This window comes from Litoreibacter arenae DSM 19593 (assembly GCF_000442275.2).
Lineage (GTDB): Bacteria > Pseudomonadota > Alphaproteobacteria > Rhodobacterales > Rhodobacteraceae > Litoreibacter > Litoreibacter arenae.
The window spans coordinates 117,043-131,790 of sequence record NZ_KE557310.1 but is presented as its reverse complement, the minus strand read 5'-3'; the positions used below and the strand labels follow the sequence as shown (position 1 = coordinate 131,790).

The 14,748-nt window shown below is 60.7% G+C and carries 19 protein-coding genes; 14 read left to right on the top strand and 5 right to left on the bottom strand.

Going from position 1 to position 14,748, the window contains the following annotated elements; genetic code table 11:
- Positions 1 to 213: 213 nt before the first annotated feature.
- Complete coding sequence (locus THALAR_RS08345) at positions 214 to 1,230, top strand: glycosyltransferase family 2 protein (protein WP_169788527.1); 1,017 nt, start codon at positions 214 to 216, stop codon at positions 1,228 to 1,230.
- A 10-nt stretch (positions 1,231 to 1,240) separates the two neighbouring features.
- On the opposite strand, the gene THALAR_RS08340 is transcribed toward THALAR_RS08345, so the two are convergent.
- On the bottom strand, positions 1,241 to 1,813 hold the full coding sequence (locus tag THALAR_RS08340; RefSeq protein WP_021101087.1) for a GNAT family N-acetyltransferase: 573 nt from the start codon (positions 1,811 to 1,813) through the stop codon (positions 1,241 to 1,243).
- Positions 1,814 to 1,973: 160 nt separating this feature from the next.
- Positions 1,974 to 2,936 (bottom strand): malate dehydrogenase, encoded by a 963-nt coding sequence (mdh, locus tag THALAR_RS08335; protein ID WP_021101086.1) that lies wholly within the window; start codon positions 2,934 to 2,936, stop codon positions 1,974 to 1,976.
- A gap of 165 nt (positions 2,937 to 3,101) precedes the next feature.
- Here mdh and THALAR_RS08330 point away from each other — a divergent pair, with 165 nt between their 5' ends.
- The 13 genes from THALAR_RS08330 to THALAR_RS08270 all read left to right on the top strand — a co-directional run bounded on the left by THALAR_RS08330 (position 3,102) and on the right by THALAR_RS08270 (position 12,244).
- Positions 3,102 to 3,854, top strand: coding sequence for a sulfite exporter TauE/SafE family protein (locus THALAR_RS08330; RefSeq protein ID WP_021101085.1), 753 nt, complete (start codon positions 3,102 to 3,104; stop codon positions 3,852 to 3,854).
- Between the two features lie 100 nt (positions 3,855 to 3,954).
- The gene (locus THALAR_RS08325; protein WP_021101084.1) at positions 3,955 to 4,806 is read left to right on the top strand and encodes an HpcH/HpaI aldolase/citrate lyase family protein; all 852 of its coding nucleotides are present in this window, start codon (positions 3,955 to 3,957) and stop codon (positions 4,804 to 4,806) included.
- A complete protein-coding gene (locus THALAR_RS08320; protein ID WP_021101083.1) occupies positions 4,803 to 5,375 on the top strand; it encodes an NnrU family protein in 573 nt (190 codons plus the stop codon). Before THALAR_RS08325 ends, THALAR_RS08320 begins: the two co-directional genes overlap by 4 nt.
- Positions 5,375 to 5,578, top strand: coding sequence for a DUF1737 domain-containing protein (locus tag THALAR_RS08315; RefSeq protein ID WP_021101082.1), 204 nt, complete (start codon positions 5,375 to 5,377; stop codon positions 5,576 to 5,578). The genes THALAR_RS08320 and THALAR_RS08315 overlap by 1 nt, the downstream gene beginning before the upstream one ends.
- Complete coding sequence (locus THALAR_RS08310; protein ID WP_040818208.1) at positions 5,578 to 6,609, top strand: MaoC family dehydratase; 1,032 nt, start codon at positions 5,578 to 5,580, stop codon at positions 6,607 to 6,609. The genes THALAR_RS08315 and THALAR_RS08310 overlap by 1 nt, the downstream gene beginning before the upstream one ends.
- Before the next feature lie 45 nt (positions 6,610 to 6,654).
- Positions 6,655 to 7,347, top strand: coding sequence for a DUF1194 domain-containing protein (locus tag THALAR_RS08305; RefSeq protein ID WP_021101080.1), 693 nt, complete (start codon positions 6,655 to 6,657; stop codon positions 7,345 to 7,347).
- A 172-nt stretch (positions 7,348 to 7,519) separates the two neighbouring features.
- Positions 7,520 to 7,903 carry a succinate dehydrogenase, cytochrome b556 subunit gene (gene sdhC / locus THALAR_RS08300; protein WP_021101079.1) on the top strand — a complete coding sequence of 128 codons (384 nt, stop codon included), beginning with the start codon at positions 7,520 to 7,522 and terminating at the stop codon, positions 7,901 to 7,903.
- 10 nt (positions 7,904 to 7,913) lie between these two features.
- Positions 7,914 to 8,285 carry a succinate dehydrogenase, hydrophobic membrane anchor protein gene (gene sdhD / locus THALAR_RS08295; protein WP_021101078.1) on the top strand — a complete coding sequence of 124 codons (372 nt, stop codon included), beginning with the start codon at positions 7,914 to 7,916 and terminating at the stop codon, positions 8,283 to 8,285.
- An 18-nt stretch (positions 8,286 to 8,303) separates the two neighbouring features.
- Complete coding sequence (gene sdhA, locus THALAR_RS08290) at positions 8,304 to 10,109, top strand: succinate dehydrogenase flavoprotein subunit (protein ID WP_021101077.1); 1,806 nt, start codon at positions 8,304 to 8,306, stop codon at positions 10,107 to 10,109.
- On the top strand, positions 10,109 to 10,402 hold the full coding sequence (locus THALAR_RS08285) for a hypothetical protein (protein WP_021101076.1): 294 nt from the start codon (positions 10,109 to 10,111) through the stop codon (positions 10,400 to 10,402). The genes sdhA and THALAR_RS08285 overlap by 1 nt, the downstream gene beginning before the upstream one ends.
- 142 nt (positions 10,403 to 10,544) lie before the next feature.
- Positions 10,545 to 11,135 carry an FkbM family methyltransferase gene (locus THALAR_RS08280; protein ID WP_021101075.1) on the top strand — a complete coding sequence of 197 codons (591 nt, stop codon included), beginning with the start codon at positions 10,545 to 10,547 and terminating at the stop codon, positions 11,133 to 11,135.
- Positions 11,132 to 11,455 (top strand): hypothetical protein, encoded by a 324-nt coding sequence (locus THALAR_RS08275; RefSeq protein ID WP_021101074.1) that lies wholly within the window; start codon positions 11,132 to 11,134, stop codon positions 11,453 to 11,455. Before THALAR_RS08280 ends, THALAR_RS08275 begins: the two co-directional genes overlap by 4 nt.
- 9 nt (positions 11,456 to 11,464) lie before the next feature.
- On the top strand, positions 11,465 to 12,244 hold the full coding sequence (locus THALAR_RS08270) for a succinate dehydrogenase iron-sulfur subunit (RefSeq protein WP_021101073.1): 780 nt from the start codon (positions 11,465 to 11,467) through the stop codon (positions 12,242 to 12,244).
- Between the two features lie 164 nt (positions 12,245 to 12,408).
- Here the strand turns inward: THALAR_RS08270 and THALAR_RS08265 are convergent, their stop codons facing one another.
- From THALAR_RS08265 to deoD, 3 genes are read right to left on the bottom strand one after another with little or no spacing between them, the layout of a single operon-like run.
- Positions 12,409 to 13,002, bottom strand: a complete 594-nt coding sequence (locus tag THALAR_RS08265; protein ID WP_021101072.1) for a hypothetical protein — start codon at positions 13,000 to 13,002, stop codon at positions 12,409 to 12,411.
- Positions 13,003 to 13,059: 57 nt separating this feature from the next.
- The gene (locus THALAR_RS08260; RefSeq protein ID WP_021101071.1) at positions 13,060 to 14,046 is read right to left on the bottom strand and encodes an aldo/keto reductase; all 987 of its coding nucleotides are present in this window, start codon (positions 14,044 to 14,046) and stop codon (positions 13,060 to 13,062) included.
- On the bottom strand, positions 14,043 to 14,747 hold the full coding sequence (deoD, locus tag THALAR_RS08255; RefSeq protein ID WP_021101070.1) for a purine-nucleoside phosphorylase: 705 nt from the start codon (positions 14,745 to 14,747) through the stop codon (positions 14,043 to 14,045). Before deoD ends, THALAR_RS08260 begins: the two co-directional genes overlap by 4 nt.
- Position 14,748 lies beyond the last annotated feature (1 nt).

Sequence of the window (14,748 nt, the reverse complement as noted above, 5' to 3'; positions counted from 1 at the left end):
TGAGTCAGGGGGTTCTTGGCTTTGATACATGGGAAAAGCGTTGGGCAAACGTTGAATTTGACCTAGGGGCCAGAAAAGCGACATTTGTGATCACAGTATTTGAGCGTGTGATCACAATTCTAATGAAAGGACGAATCGCCTTGGTCATTGACGGCGCGGGCGGGGCTTGGGACTTATAAAATATGAAGAATCGAAGATATGAAAGCCTGCCTGATGCCCGCACCTAAATGGGGTGTCGTCGGCACGATGGACGAGCCGCCGGAGCTTGTCGCAGCCTACGCGGCCCATCACCTGTGGGCGGGGGCGTCGGCGGTGCATATCTATCTGGATCGCGACAACCCGCGCACGCGGGCGCTTCTCGCGCCGTTGGCAGCGGTGCATGTGACGGTGGCGGATGAAGCGTATTGGCGGTCGGAGCTGGATATCAAGGTGCCCAAAACGCATCAGCGGCGGCAGACTTTGAATGCGACGATGGCGTATCGGCGCACGGACGTGGACTATCTGGTGCATCTGGACGCGGACGAATTCATCCATCAGGTCGAGCCTCTGGAGCAGGAACTGATGCGGCTGCAACGCATGCGGCCCGGCGACTATCTGAGCATCCCCAATCTGGAGCGGGTCTGGCTGGAGGGGGAGCCGCAGGATGCGATGTTCAGCGGGAACTTCCGCGCGTCGACCAAGCGGCTGGAAGCGGATTTCTCGCGGCTGGTGCTGGACGGCGAGGGGCTGACGCGGTTTGGGCTGACGGGGCATAGCGAGGGCAAGGCGTGCACGCCCACCGGATACGACTACGTGCTGGGGATACACCGGCCGCATCACGATACGGAGCGGCCGTGGACCTTTCCGGGGGTAAAGCGGTCGCGGTCGTCGGTGGTGCTGCATTTCGACGGCATGACGCGGCTGCATTGGGTCTACAAGCGGCTGCGCAAGGCGCTGTTTCGCAGCATTCAGGTGGGCCAGCCGATCACAGAGCAGATGCAGGCGCAGATTGATGCGATTGACGCCGCTGGTGGCGACATGGAGGCGGCGAACGCGCTGCATGACCGGATCAAGGTGCTGGGCGTGATGGCGGAGGCGCTGAGGGCGGAGGATCTGCTGCTGGAGGTGCCGTTCGACGTCACGCGCGGGCTCAGCGCACTGCTGCCGCATGAGACGTTTGACTTGTCGGCGGCAGGGTTCGACCGCTGGCTGCGGGAGGAGAAGGCAGAGTTTTTCGACGCGCTGGCCTAGGGGGGCGAGCCTAGACTGGCAGGTGAAAGGCTTTGCCGAGGTAGCGGCGGGTGTCGCCGAACAGCTCGACACAGACCGAACGGAATGTGGGCCAAGGGGTCGCGAGCGTTGCGTCGACCTCGCCCATGTCGAAATGCAAAACGGCGTCGTGCTTCTTGGCAAGGTGCTGCATTTGCCGGTTTTCACGCAGACATTGCATGTGGAGCGACTTCACCCCACGGTTTTGCGCAGCCGCGATGAGGCGGTTCAATAGGGCGTCACCGATGCCTTCGTGCTGCCATGTTGGCTCTACCGAAAGGGCGACCTCGGCGGTTTCGGGCCAGGTTTGGCGCAGACCGCGCAGCTCGGCGACACCGTGCAGGTCGCCGTCGACGAAGGCCCCGAAGACGACGGAATCGAGGCTTAGGATATTTTCAGCGTAGTCTTTGACGAAGTCGTCAGAGACCAGCCCGCCGAAGCGGAGGCGACGTGTCTCGGGGTCGAGCCTGAGGAAGTGATCGACCAGCACCTGCCGGTCGGAGTTGCGGAGCCGTCTGATATCGGCGTGCAGCTTATCACTTTGAGGTTTCACGGGGTGGGTCATGGTCGATGACTGCCATATTGCTGATTATAAAACAGAATATAATGCTGCAACGCAGCACATTCCAGTGCTGGCAAGTCGTGACGTGGGGGCATAGGGGGCCGTTGACGCAAAAAGGCCCGCCGGGTGGGGCGGGCCTTTGATTTTGGTCGAGGCGGGTGGCTTAGGCCAGCGAGCCGTCGATCTCCTTGCAGGCTTTGACGAGGCCTTTCACGGCGTCGACGGATTTGTCGAACATCGCTTGCTCGTCCTTGCTGAGCTTGATGTTGACCACGCGCTCGATGCCGTCTTTGCCAATCACGGTCGGCACGCCGACATAGAAGCCGTCGAGGCCGTATGCGCCATCAACGTAGGCCGCACAGGGCAGCACGCGTTTTTGGTCTTTCAGGTAGCTTTCGGCCATCTCGACTGCGGACGTCGCAGGCGCGTAGAAGGCGGAGCCGTTGCCCAGCAGACCGACGATTTCGGCGCCGCCGTCGCGGGTGCGTTGCACGATTGCGTCGAGTTTTTCCTGCGTGGTCCAGCCCATGTCCACCAGATCGGGCAGCGGGATGCCTGCGACGGTGGAGTAGCGGGTTAGCGGCACCATGGTGTCGCCGTGGCCGCCGAGGACGAACGCAGTGACGTCCTTCATGGAGACTTCGAACTCGGTCGCAAGGAAGTGGCGGAAGCGGGCGGAGTCAAGCACGCCAGCCATGCCGCAGACTTTCTCATGCGGCAGGCCGGAGAATTCGCGCAGCGCCCAAACCATCGCGTCGAGCGGGTTGGTAATGCAGATCACGAACGCATTTGGCGCGTTGGCCGCGATGCCTTCGCCAACGGATTTCATGACCTTCAGGTTGATGCCCAGCAGGTCATCGCGGCTCATGCCAGGCTTGCGGGGAACACCGGCGGTGACGATGCACACGTCTGCGCCTGCGATGTCGGCGTAGTCGGTGGTGCCTTTCAGGGTCGCATCGAACGGGCCGGCGGGGCCAGCTTCTGCGATGTCGAGCGCCTTGCCTTGCGGAGTGCCGTCCGCGATGTCGAACAAGACAACGTCGCCGAGTTCTTTCAGCGCGACAAGGTGGGCGAGGGTGCCGCCGATTTGTCCGGCGCCGATAAGGGCAATTTTAGGTCTGGCCATGTGACTGGTCCTTGGTGCGGTTGATGTTGGGGGCGAGGGGTAGCGCCTGCGAGGGAGTCGCGCAAGTGTGCCGCAGTGCAGAAACGCAGATTGTAAATTGGGATACGTGCTTCGAAAGGTCGTTAGGTGTTGAACTGACACGGCTTTTCGCCCTAGCTGGCAGGCATGGAGTTCGACGCAACCTTTTTCGCCCTCGCGCTTCCTGCGGCCCTTATCGCAGGTGTGGCGAAGGGCGGGTTCGGCGGTGGGGCCGCGTTCGTGGCAACCGCGATTCTTGCGCTGTTCCTGCCCCCGGCAACCGCGTTGGGCATCATGCTGCCGCTTCTGATGATCGCTGATCTGGCCACCTTGCGCCCCTATTGGGGGGAGTGGCACTGGCCAAGCGCCAAGGCGCTGATGCTGGGCGGAATACCTGGCGTCGTTCTGGGAGCGATGCTCTATCAGGCGACCAATCCGGACGTCTTGCGGGTGCTGATCGGGGTGATCTCGCTTTTATTCGTGGCGTTTCAGGTGGCACGGACGCGGGGATGGGTCTCGGTAGAGCGCACGGGATTTAGCCAGCGGCGCGGGCTGGTGGCGGGTGTCGTGTCGGGGTTTACCAGCTTTGTAAGCCACGCAGGCGGCCCACCGACCGCAATATTCCTTCTGGCGCAGGGGATGGGGAAAACCACCTATCAGGCGACGACGGTGCTTACGTTCTGGGCGATCAACGCCATGAAAGCAGTGCCTTACGCGTTTCTGGGCGTGTTCAGCTGGGACACGTTCCGCGCGGATTTGTATATGCTGCCGCCCCTTCTGGTGGGGGTGGCGGTAGGGGTTTATGCACATCGGGCGATGCCGGAGCGTTATTTCTTCCTGCTCACCTACGCCTTGTTGGTCGGCGCTGGCGGTAAGCTGATTTTTGACGGGCTGACATAGGCCGGTTGCGACGCAATTTTCTGCAACGCCGCAAAAGAGCAGTTGCGGCCCTGCGTGCGGTGTGGTGACTCATAAAGTAACAAAACAGGAGTTGGATTCGATGCAAAACGTCGCGCAGCCTTACCGTTCGGTGCTTTATATCCCAGGGTCCAAGACCCGGGCCTTGGAAAAAGCGCAGAGCCTTCCGGTGGATGCAATTATCTTCGATCTGGAGGATGCTGTCGCGCCGGATGAAAAGGTCGCGGCGCGGCAATTGTTGGCCAAGACATTGAATACGACGGATTATGGCCCCCGCAAACGGATCGTGCGCGTCAATGGCGGTGACACCGAATGGGGCGCGGATGATCTGGCGACGTTTATCGACGTCGCGCCTGACGCGATCTTGCTGCCGAAGGTGGAAGACCCTGCGACCATCGCTGCGCTTTCGGGGCTGCTGAAAGGCGCCACGACGATTTGGGCGATGATGGAAACACCGCGGGGAATTCTGAACGCTTCGGCTATCGCCGCTGCCCCGAAGATGGAGGGGTTCGTGATGGGGACGAACGACCTCGCCAAGGACTTGGGCTCTCGCGGTCGTGGTGCGATGCTGACGAGCTTGCAGCTTTGCCTGCTGGCGGCGCGAGCCGAGGGGTTGGTTTGCGTGGATGGCGTCTACAACGCCTTCAAGGATGAAGACGGGTTGCGGGCCGAGTGTGACGAAGGCCGCGACATGGGGTTTGACGGCAAAACGCTGATCCACCCCGCTCAGGTTGCCATCGCCAACGAAGTGTTCGGGCCGTCGGAGGACGAGCTTGATCTGGCCCGCCGCCAGATCGAGGCGTATGAGCAAGCCAAGGCCGACGGGCAGGGCGTTGCGGTTGTCGATGGTAAAATCGTGGAAAACCTGCATGTTGAGACAGCGACGCGGCTTTTGGCCAAGGCGGACGCGATCAAACTGGTGGAGGGTGCATGACACTTCTTATTATCGGCGTCCTTTTGTGGGCGTTTGCGCATTGGATGAAGCGGCTGGTTCCTGACATGCGCAAGGCCATGCAGGACAGGATGGGAGACGCCTCCAAGGGGGCAATTGCAGCCTTGTTGGTTCTGTCCATCGTGTTGATGGTGATCGGTTATCGCAGTGCCGAGTTCATCCCCGTTTGGTACCCGCCCAGCTTCGCCGGGCATATCAACAACCTGTTGATGTTGCTGGCCTTCTACGTGTTCGGCGCGTCTGCGGCCAAGCCCGCCAAAGTGTGGCTTGGGACCAAGATACGCCACCCGCAGCTGACGGCGGTCAAAATCTGGGCGTTCGCGCATTTGCTGTCGAATGGTGATCTGGCCTCGATCATCCTGTTCGGCGGGATGCTGGCATGGGCGGTGATTTCGGTCATCATGATCAACCGCTCCGAAGGGCCGTGGACACCGCCGCCGCAAGCGCCGGTCAAGAAGGAAATCGTGCTGGTCGTGGTCACGTTGGTGCTGTTTAGCGTCACCGCGGGGATCCATGCATGGCTCGGCGTCAACCCGTTCGGAGGTGTGTGATGAAGCTCTATCGTTTGCTGACCGAGGACGATACCTCCGCCTTTTGCCACAAGGTATCCGAGGCGCTGTCGAAAGGCTGGGAGCTTTACGGTGACCCGACCTATGCGTTCGATGCCTCCAACGGCGTCATGCGCTGCGGGCAGGCGGTCACCAAGGAAGTTAAGGGCAGCTATAGCCCCGACATGAAACTGGGGGCGCAATGATGAGCAAGACCAACGCAGGGCGGTTTTTCGAGGATTACACCGTCGGCGAGGTGATCGAACATGCGGTGCCGCGCACGTTGTCGGGCGGGGAGCGGGCGATGTATCACGCGCTTTATCCGGCGCGGCATGCGTTTTATTCGTCGGACGAGTTCGCCCGTGACTGCGGGTTGCACGAGGCTCCGCTGGATGACTTGATCGCGTTTCATACTGTGTTTGGCAAGACGGTGCCGGATATCTCGCTGAACGCGGTGGCCAATCTGGGTTATGCCGAGGGGCGGTTCCTGAAACCCGTGCATATGGGCGACACCATCCGGTCGCGCTCCGAAGTGATCGGGCTGAAGCAGAATTCCAACGGCAAGACCGGGGTTGTCTGGGTCCGTACCACGGGCAGCAACCAGTTGGGCGAGGATGTGCTGAGCTACGTTCGTTGGGTCATGGTGCGCAAGGGCGACGTCGATGCACCTGCGCCGGAGACGGTGGTGCCTGATTTGGCAGATGCGGTGAAGGCGGGTGATCTGGTTGTGCCGGAAGGGCTTAGCTTTGCGAATTACGACTTCGTGCAAGCGGGGGAGCCGCACCGTCTGGCTGACTACAAAGTGGGTGAGAAGATCGACCATGTCGATGGTGTCACCATTGAGGAGGCCGAGCATATGCTTGCCACCCGCCTGTGGCAGAACACGGCCAAGGTGCATTTCGACGCAACGGCGCGGGATGGTGGGCGGTTGATCTATGGCGGTCATGTGATCTCGCTGGCGCGGGCGCTGTCGTTCAACGGGCTGGCCAATGCGCAGATCATTGTCGGGCTGAATTCCGGTGCGCATGCGAACCCCTGCGGGGCTGGCGACACGGTCAAGGCGTGGTCCGAGGTGTTGGATGTGGCCGAGACTGGTGCCGAGGGCGTTGGCGCGATCCGGCTGCGGCTGGTGGCGTATGAGGCGGAGGGCGATCCGTTCACGCTGAAAGGCGAGGACGGGAAATATCTGCCTCATGTCCTGCTTGATCTGGATTACTGGGCGTTGATGCCGGTTTAGGGTCTGAAGGCCGGCTCGACCCAGCACGCGAAAACGTGATGTGCCATGTGCGCCGTATCGGGCATGGTGTCCTGTATGCGAACCTGCTCGTTCATCATGGCCACATGGGTCGGCTGCGCCTCTGCGCAGGCCTGTGAGCTGGCGCTGGTGCTGGCGGTGGATGTCTCGGGTTCAGTGGATCACATAGAATACCGCCTTCAGATGGACGGCCTCGGGGCGGCGCTGGCCGACGGTGCGGTGACGGAGGCCTTGGTGGCCGCGCAAGCCAAGGTGATGCTTTTGCAATGGACCGGTATCTCGCGCCAACGGGTCTCGGTGCCGTGGACGCATGTGACTGATCTGAACGCTGCGGATGCACTGGCCCTTCGCGTGCGTGGTGCGCCGCGGGAATGGCGCAACTTTTCTACGGCAATTGGTGAAGCTGTGGGCAGTGCATTAATCGAGTTCGACGCTGTGCCCGAGTGCAAGCGGCGGGTGATCGACGTCTCGGGCGACGGCTTTTCAAATGAGGGCGTGCCGCCAGCGGAGATGAAGTCGGCAGCTTTGCGCAAGGGCGTGACGATCAACGGGTTGGCGATCGCGGAGTCCGAAAACAAGTTGGTCGACTACTACCGTGCAAATCTTATCGTCGGCCCGGGGAGCTTTGCCCTGGAGGCGCTGACTTTCGAGGACTATCCGAAGCGCATTCGCCAGAAGTTGTTGCGCGAGATCACAAAACAGGTCGCGTCTCTGGAGTAGCCGCTGGAAGCTTTGATTTGTGATCACGCGCTAGAATAGCGTGATCACAAAAGCAAAAATTCTACAAAATTGCTACAAATCACCGCGCATTTCGGCGCGTATGGGGCGTGACTCGGTGCGCTAATAGTCTAATGATAATGCACAAACACCGTAGCAAAACGAAGGACGCGCCATGGCTGACGTCAATCGGGGAAAACGACCTCTTTCCCCCCATATCTCCATCTACCGCCCGCAATGGACTTCAATCACGTCCATTCTGACGCGACTGACCGGCAACGCGCTGATTGTCGCGTCGGTTTTGGTCGTATGGTGGCTTCTGGCCGCCAGTTACGGCGAGGATTATTTCAACACCGCGAACGGGTTTGTCACCGGCTGGTTCGGTGATCTGATCATGTTCGGCTCGCTCTGGGCGGTCTGGTATCACTACCTGGCGGGGCTGCGTCATCTGTATTGGGACAGCGGGCGAGGTCTTGAGTTGGACGCGGCCAAGAGGTTGGCCTACGGCGTGGTGATTGGCAGCTTTGTGCTGACAATCATAACCGCAGTTATTTTGTGAGGGAGCTGAGATGCCTATTTTGACAGACCGCAAACGCGCTACCGGCCTGGGCTCGGCCAAGTCCGGCACCATGCATCACTGGGGCATGATCGTTAGCTCTGCGATGTTGATCAGCCTTGTGCCGCTGTTCATCTTCACATTCGGGCGCATTCTGGGCGCGCCCTACGAAGAAGTCGTTGCCTATTACAGCCGCCCGTTTCCGGCGATTGTGGCCGCGCTAACGATTTTGGTGTCCATGATTCATTTCAAAAACGGTGTTCAGGTGCTGATTGAGGACTATGTGCAAGGCACAGCGCGCAAGGTCGCGATCATCCTGTCGATCTGCCTGTGCTACACCATCGCCGGGATTGGCCTGTTCGCCATCGCCCGCCTCGCTCTTTAATCGGAAGGCCCGTCTGACATGGCTGCTTACGAATACGAAACTCACGAATATGACGTTGTGGTGGTTGGTGCCGGTGGCGCTGGCCTGAGGGCCACGTTGGGCATGGCTGAACAAGGTCTGCGCACGGCCTGCGTGACCAAGGTGTTCCCGACCCGGTCCCACACGGTTGCGGCACAGGGCGGCATCGCCGCGTCGCTGTCGAATATGGGGCCGGATAACTGGCAGTGGCATATGTATGACACCGTCAAGGGCTCGGACTGGCTGGGCGACACGGATGCGATGGAATATCTGGCGCGGGAGGCCCCGAAGGCGGTCTACGAGCTGGAGCATTACGGCGTTCCGTTTTCGCGGACCGAAGAGGGCAAGATTTACCAGCGCCCGTTCGGTGGCCACACCACCGAGTTTGGCGAAGGCCCGCCCGTGCAGCGTACTTGTGCTGCCGCCGACCGCACCGGCCACGCTATTTTGCACACGCTCTATGGCCAGTCGCTGAAGAACAACGCGGAATTCTACATTGAATACTTCGCCACCGACCTGATCATGAACGATGAGGGTGTCTGCACCGGCGTTTTGTGTTGGAAGCTGGACGATGGCACGCTGCACGTGTTCAGCGCCAAAATGGTGGTGCTGGCCACGGGCGGCTATGGTCGTGCGTATTTCTCGGCCACATCGGCGCATACATGCACCGGCGATGGCGGAGGCATGGTGGCCCGCGCGGGCTTGCCGTTGCAGGACATGGAGTTTGTGCAGTTCCACCCGACGGGCATCTATGGCGCGGGCTGTTTGATCACCGAGGGCGCACGCGGGGAGGGGGGCTACCTGACCAACTCCGAGGGCGAGCGGTTCATGGAGCGCTATGCGCCGACCTACAAGGACCTTGCGTCACGCGATGTGGTGTCGCGTTGCATGACCATGGAAATCCGCGAAGGTCGTGGCGTGGGCGAGCATAAGGACCACATCCACCTGCACCTGAACCACCTGCCACCTGAAACGCTGGCGCTGCGTTTGCCGGGTATCTCGGAATCGGCGCGAGTATTTGCGGGCGTGGATTTGCACAAGGAGCCGATTCCGGTGCTGCCGACTGTGCATTACAACATGGGCGGCATTCCGACCAACTATTGGGGCGAGGTTCTGAACCCGACCAAAGACAACTCCGAAGCTATTGCACCGGGCCTGATGGCTGTAGGCGAAGCGGGCTGCGCGTCTGTGCATGGGGCGAACCGCCTTGGGTCCAACTCGCTGATCGACTTGGTGGTGTTTGGCCGTGCAGCGGCGATCCGCGCCGCCGAGATCGTCACGCCGGGCGCGCCGAACCCAGAGATGCCGCAGAAGTCCATCGACGCGGCGATTGACCGCTTCGACAGCTTCCGCAACGCCAAGGGCACCGTGTCGACCGCAGAATTGCGGTTGGAAATGCAAAAAACGATGCAGGAAGACGCGGCGGTATTCCGCACGGACAAAACGCTGGCGGAGGGCGTGGACAAGATGGCTGCCGTGGCCGCCAAGATGGACGACCTTAACGTCACCGACCGCTCGTTGGTCTGGAACTCCGACCTGATGGAGACGCTGGAGCTGGCGAACCTGATGCCGAACGCCTTGGCGACCATCGTGGGGGCCGAAGCGCGTAAGGAAAGCCGCGGGGCGCATGCCCATGAGGACTATCCGGACCGTGACGACAAGAACTGGCGCAAACACTCGCTGGCCCATGTCGATGGCACCAAGGTGACCCTGAGCTACCGTGGCGTGCATCTGGACCCGCTGACCCCACAGGATGAAGGTGGCATCGACCTCAAGAAGATCGCACCGAAAGCCCGGGTATACTGATGCGCTGGCTGGTCCTTCCTTTGCTTATGGCGGCATGTGCGCCTGTTCCGATGTCACCGGAACGGGCTGCGCGGGAGTGCCGCGACGAGGTGGGGCTGGCTGATGGTGTTCAGGGCAATATCGGCGTGGGTGTCGGCACCGGCGGTGGCAAGGCGCGCGGCTCGATCACGGTGACGGACAAGGTGTTCCGGCCGCAATCCGCAGATGCCGCGTTCGCTGAGTGCATCGACCGCAAGATCAGCGGTAAGCCGCAACCCACGACCTTTGGCATCACGATCGGGGCCAAGACATGATGCGCGCTGAGCAGTATCTTGGGGTGACGTCCTGACAGAGCTCGCCGACATACGCCGCGCCGCGCGGGACGAGGGGTTTATTCTCCACCCGTGGAAGACGCGCCCGCCCTATCTTAAGGCATACGGCTTCGCGCCGGATTGCGTGATCGACGTCGGCGTACATGACGGCACGCCCTGGCTGTACCGCAGTTTCCCCGATGCGCATTTCGTGCTGGTGGACCCGCAAGCGGAATGTGAGGCGGCGGTAAAAGCCGGTGTCTCGCCCAAAAGTTTCGACTTCCGCGCGGTGGCTTTGGGGGCAGAGCAGGGCAAGGCCATGTTGTCCGTGCCTGAAACCGAACCGGGCAAGGGCGGCGCCATGGCGAGCTTGAAGGAACGCGTGGACAAGCTGGCAGACAGCTTTTCCGAGGTGGCGAAGCGGGAAGTGCCGGTGATGACCCTCGACGTGCTGGCTGCGGATTTGCCCGGACGTCTCGGGTTGAAGATCGACACCGAAGGCTTTGAGTTCGAGGTTCTCAAGGGCGGCGCGGAGACATTGAAGCGCTGCGACTTCGTCATTCTGGAGCTGTCGGTAACTCACCGATTTGCAGGTGTCGGCCCGCCATCGGCGGTAATTGCAGAGCTGGCGAAAGCAGGGCTGGAGTTCCGCGACGTGCTGGCGATGGCAGCACATGCTGGAAAAAAGGCGCAACCGCGCCATATGGATGTATTGTTCACGAGGTGGAACACATGAAACGGATTGTCACGCTTTCACTTGTTGTCCTGATGGGGCTTTCGGCTTGTGGCGAGGATGGGCTGGCTGACCAGGTCGCCCGCAAGCAAGCCTCCGACGCGGTGCGACCCGTGCTGGCGAAACGCTTCCCCGGTGTGCCGCTGGAGCCTGCCACGGAATGCGTCATCCATAACGCATCCGCCGCCGAGATCATAAAGCTGGCCCGCGCTGGTGCTACCGGCCTTGGCCCGGAAGAAACACAACTGGTGATCGAGATCGCCACCCGCCGCGACACGATCGCTTGTCTTTTGGAAGACGGCATCGCGCCGTTTTTGACGTAGGAGAACACCATGGTCCAACTGACCCTTCCCAAGAATTCCAAGATCATGGGCGGCAAGACATGGCCGAAGCCCGAAGGTGCCAACAATGTGCGCAAGTTCCAGATTTACCGCTGGAACCCTGACGACGGAAAGAACCCCTCGGTTGATACCTATTTTGTCGATATGGACAAATGCGGGCCGATGGTTCTGGACGCGCTGATCAAGATCAAGAACGAGATTGACCCGACGCTGACCTTCCGCCGCTCTTGCCGCGAGGGTATCTGCGGGTCGTGCGCGATGAATATCGACGGGATCAACACGCTGGCCTGCATCTACGGCATGGACGAGATCAAGGGCGATGTGAAAATCTACCCGCTGCCGCACCTGCCGGTGATCAAGGACTTGATCCCCGACCTGACGCATTTCTATGCCCAGCACGCCTCGATCATGCCGTGGCTGGAAACCAAGACCAACCGCCCCAAGAAGGAATGGCGGCAATCCATCGAGGATCGCAAGAAGCTGGACGGGCTATATGAATGCGTGATGTGCGCGTCTTGCTCGACCGCTTGTCCGTCCTACTGGTGGAACGGCGACCGCTACCTCGGGCCAGCCGCGTTGTTGCACGCCTACCGCTGGATCATCGACAGCCGTGACGAGGCCACGGGGGAGCGGCTGGACGAGTTGGAAGACCCGTTCAAACTGTATCGCTGCCACACGATCATGAACTGTGCAAAGACCTGCCCCAAAGGATTGAACCCGGCCAAAGCCATCGCTGAGATCAAGAAATTGATGGTGGAACGTCAGGTCTAGGTTGGCGACAGCTTGTCAGATTGGATGGGGCGTCGTTAGAGCGGCGCCCCGTTTTGCATTAGGGCGAGGAGAAGAGTGCATTTGACGATGAAAGGGTGCTTCGAAAGCTTGATGGCCAGCGCCTGAACGGCCAGCATCATACAATTCGGCTTGTATCTCGGCGACTATGGATCGTCATGAGGGTGAGTGGAAAGGACGGTCCAATGGTAGAGGTAATAGGCCGCCAAAGGCAGAATGGCATGGGCCACGATCCATTCATGGGGTATCAAATTAGACGCGGTGTAGGCGTTTGCCACGCCAAGCGCGGCGCTGCGTACGACCTGCCAGCGCACTGCATTGGCGCGACCCTCAACGCCCCAACTGTTCACATCCCAGCCCATTTTGTCGAGCATGTCCGGGTCCACAGCCCAGATAAGGCCGTAGAGCGCGGCCATTACAAAGAATCCCAAAGAGATGGAGATTTGCACCATGTTGGCGGGCAGGAAGAGGCAAATGGCAATGAGGCTTAGGCTGACTGCGAGTATGGTTGCGCCTGTGCTGGCGTCGCGGTTTTCGCCCTCGAACCACGCTTGTGGCAGGCGCACCCAAAGCGTCGCGGCCAGCCCCATCGCCACGGCGATATTCAGCGCTAATTGTGGCACGATGGCCAGGGCGGCCGTGTAGGTAAAAATGACGGCTATGGCCCGCGCCAGCAGGCCCTTGGGGATGGGCAGACGGGTCGTCAGCAAAACATACAATGAGATCAAAGAGCGGCGCATACCTCATATTTGGGGGGTGAATGCGCCGAATTTAAGGAAACAGACTGTTCTTCGGGCCTAGCAGTAGCGCTCCACACCGACGATCTGGGCGTCGGAATAGCGATCGCCATGTGCCCAGCCGATGGGCAGGATGCGTTTGATTTCGGCGCGGTCCTCGTCGGTGAACTCAATGGCGTCGCCTTCCACCAGTTGCTCCAGATGCGCGCGGGTGCGGGTGCCGGGGATCGGGATGATGTGGCTCCCTTGGTCCAGTGTCCATGCGATTGCGGTGCCTGCCGGGCTCCAGCCGCGAGAGGTGCAGAAGTCTTGGAAACGTTCGAGGATTTTGCAGTTCGCCGCGAAGTTCTCTTCCATGAAACGCGGTTGCTTTTTGCGGAAATCGGTTTCGGCAAAGTCGGCGGGATCGGGGAACGCGTCAGCGAACATGCCACGGGCGACCGGAGAGAACGGCACGAAGGCCACCCCAAGTTCGGCGCAGGTCTGGATCATGCCCATTTCGGGCTGACGTGTCCAAAGCGAGTATTCGCTTTGCACGGCCATGACGGGATGGACCGCATGGGCGCGGCGCAAGGAGGAGGGCGCGATTTCGGAATAGCCGATGCCGCCGATTTTGCCTTCTTTGATGAACTTGGCCAGCGTTTCTGTGACCTCTTCGATCGGGCGCTCGGCCTCGCGGCGGTGGATGTAATAGAGGTCGACATAATCCACCCCGAGCCGCTTGAGGGAGCTTTCCAGCGCGCGGCGCAAGCTGGCTTCGGAGTTGTTGAAATGCCGCGTCGGCTGCGTCTCGATCCCGCCTTTGGTGGCAATCTTGAAGCCGTGGTTGGGGTTGGCTTTGAGGTAGCTGCCGATGACCTCTTCGGACTTGCCCATGCCGTAGATCAGCGCGGTGTCGAGGAAGTCGACGCCATATTCGCGGGCGGCATCCAAGGTGTCGTGCGATGTGGCAAGGTCGGTTTCGCCGTAGAAACCTGCGAAACTCATGCAACCTAGACCGACTGCGCCGACCTGAGGACCGCCTTTTCCAAGCTGGCGCGTCTTCATGCGAAGGCCGCCTCGAGTGCGATTTCCACCATGTCGCCAAAGCTGCGTTCCCGGTCTTCGGAGGGCAGCGCCTCGCCGGTTAGCAGGTGGTCGGACACTGTCAGCACCGCCAAGGCGCGGCGGTTGTAGCGGGCGGCGAGGGTATAGAGCTCGGCCGCTTCCATCTCGACGCCGAGGATACCGTGGCGGGTCATCTGTTCATTCAGGTCGGGGCGTTCGTCGTAGAACACGTCGGCCGAATAGATACCGCCCACATGGGTCGGCACGCCTTTCGCTTCGGCGGCGTGGAAGGCGTTGTGCAGGAGGTCCCAATCGCAAGTCGGGGCGAATTGCAGTTCCTTGAAGATGCCACGCGACGGGGTGGACAGGGTTGTGGTCGCGGTAGCTAGGATCACGTCGCGCACGGCGACTTTGTCCCGCATGCCGCCGCAGGAGCCAATGCGGATCAGCGTTTTCGCATCGTAGTCCTTGATCAACTCGTTGACGTAGATCGACAGCGACGGCATCCCCATGCCAGAGCCGTGGATGGTGACGCGGTTGCCCTTCCACATGCCGGTGAAGCCCAGCATGCCGCGCACCTCGTTGACCAGTTTAGCGTCCTCAAGGAACGTCTCCGCCGCCCATTTGGCACGATAGGGATCGCCGGGCAGCAAGACGGTTTCAGCGATATCGCCGAGTTTGGCACCGATATGGACGGTCATG

Coding starts and splice junctions, on each gene's coding strand:
- THALAR_RS08345 (WP_169788527.1), top strand. CDS start 214: ATGCCCGCACCTAAATGGGGTGTCGTCGGCACGATGGACGAGCCGCCG.
- THALAR_RS08340 (WP_021101087.1), bottom strand. CDS start 1,813: ATGACCCACCCCGTGAAACCTCAAAGTGATAAGCTGCACGCCGATATC.
- mdh (WP_021101086.1), bottom strand. CDS start 2,936: ATGGCCAGACCTAAAATTGCCCTTATCGGCGCCGGACAAATCGGCGGC.
- THALAR_RS08330 (WP_021101085.1), top strand. CDS start 3,102: ATGGAGTTCGACGCAACCTTTTTCGCCCTCGCGCTTCCTGCGGCCCTT.
- THALAR_RS08325 (WP_021101084.1), top strand. CDS start 3,955: ATGCAAAACGTCGCGCAGCCTTACCGTTCGGTGCTTTATATCCCAGGG.
- THALAR_RS08320 (WP_021101083.1), top strand. CDS start 4,803: ATGACACTTCTTATTATCGGCGTCCTTTTGTGGGCGTTTGCGCATTGG.
- THALAR_RS08315 (WP_021101082.1), top strand. CDS start 5,375: ATGAAGCTCTATCGTTTGCTGACCGAGGACGATACCTCCGCCTTTTGC.
- THALAR_RS08310 (WP_040818208.1), top strand. CDS start 5,578: ATGAGCAAGACCAACGCAGGGCGGTTTTTCGAGGATTACACCGTCGGC.
- THALAR_RS08305 (WP_021101080.1), top strand. CDS start 6,655: ATGTGCGCCGTATCGGGCATGGTGTCCTGTATGCGAACCTGCTCGTTC.
- sdhC (WP_021101079.1), top strand. CDS start 7,520: ATGGCTGACGTCAATCGGGGAAAACGACCTCTTTCCCCCCATATCTCC.
- sdhD (WP_021101078.1), top strand. CDS start 7,914: ATGCCTATTTTGACAGACCGCAAACGCGCTACCGGCCTGGGCTCGGCC.
- sdhA (WP_021101077.1), top strand. CDS start 8,304: ATGGCTGCTTACGAATACGAAACTCACGAATATGACGTTGTGGTGGTT.
- THALAR_RS08285 (WP_021101076.1), top strand. CDS start 10,109: ATGCGCTGGCTGGTCCTTCCTTTGCTTATGGCGGCATGTGCGCCTGTT.
- THALAR_RS08275 (WP_021101074.1), top strand. CDS start 11,132: ATGAAACGGATTGTCACGCTTTCACTTGTTGTCCTGATGGGGCTTTCG.
- THALAR_RS08270 (WP_021101073.1), top strand. CDS start 11,465: ATGGTCCAACTGACCCTTCCCAAGAATTCCAAGATCATGGGCGGCAAG.
- THALAR_RS08265 (WP_021101072.1), bottom strand. CDS start 13,002: ATGCGCCGCTCTTTGATCTCATTGTATGTTTTGCTGACGACCCGTCTG.
- THALAR_RS08260 (WP_021101071.1), bottom strand. CDS start 14,046: ATGAAGACGCGCCAGCTTGGAAAAGGCGGTCCTCAGGTCGGCGCAGTC.
- deoD (WP_021101070.1), bottom strand. CDS start 14,747: ATGACCGTCCATATCGGTGCCAAACTCGGCGATATCGCTGAAACCGTC.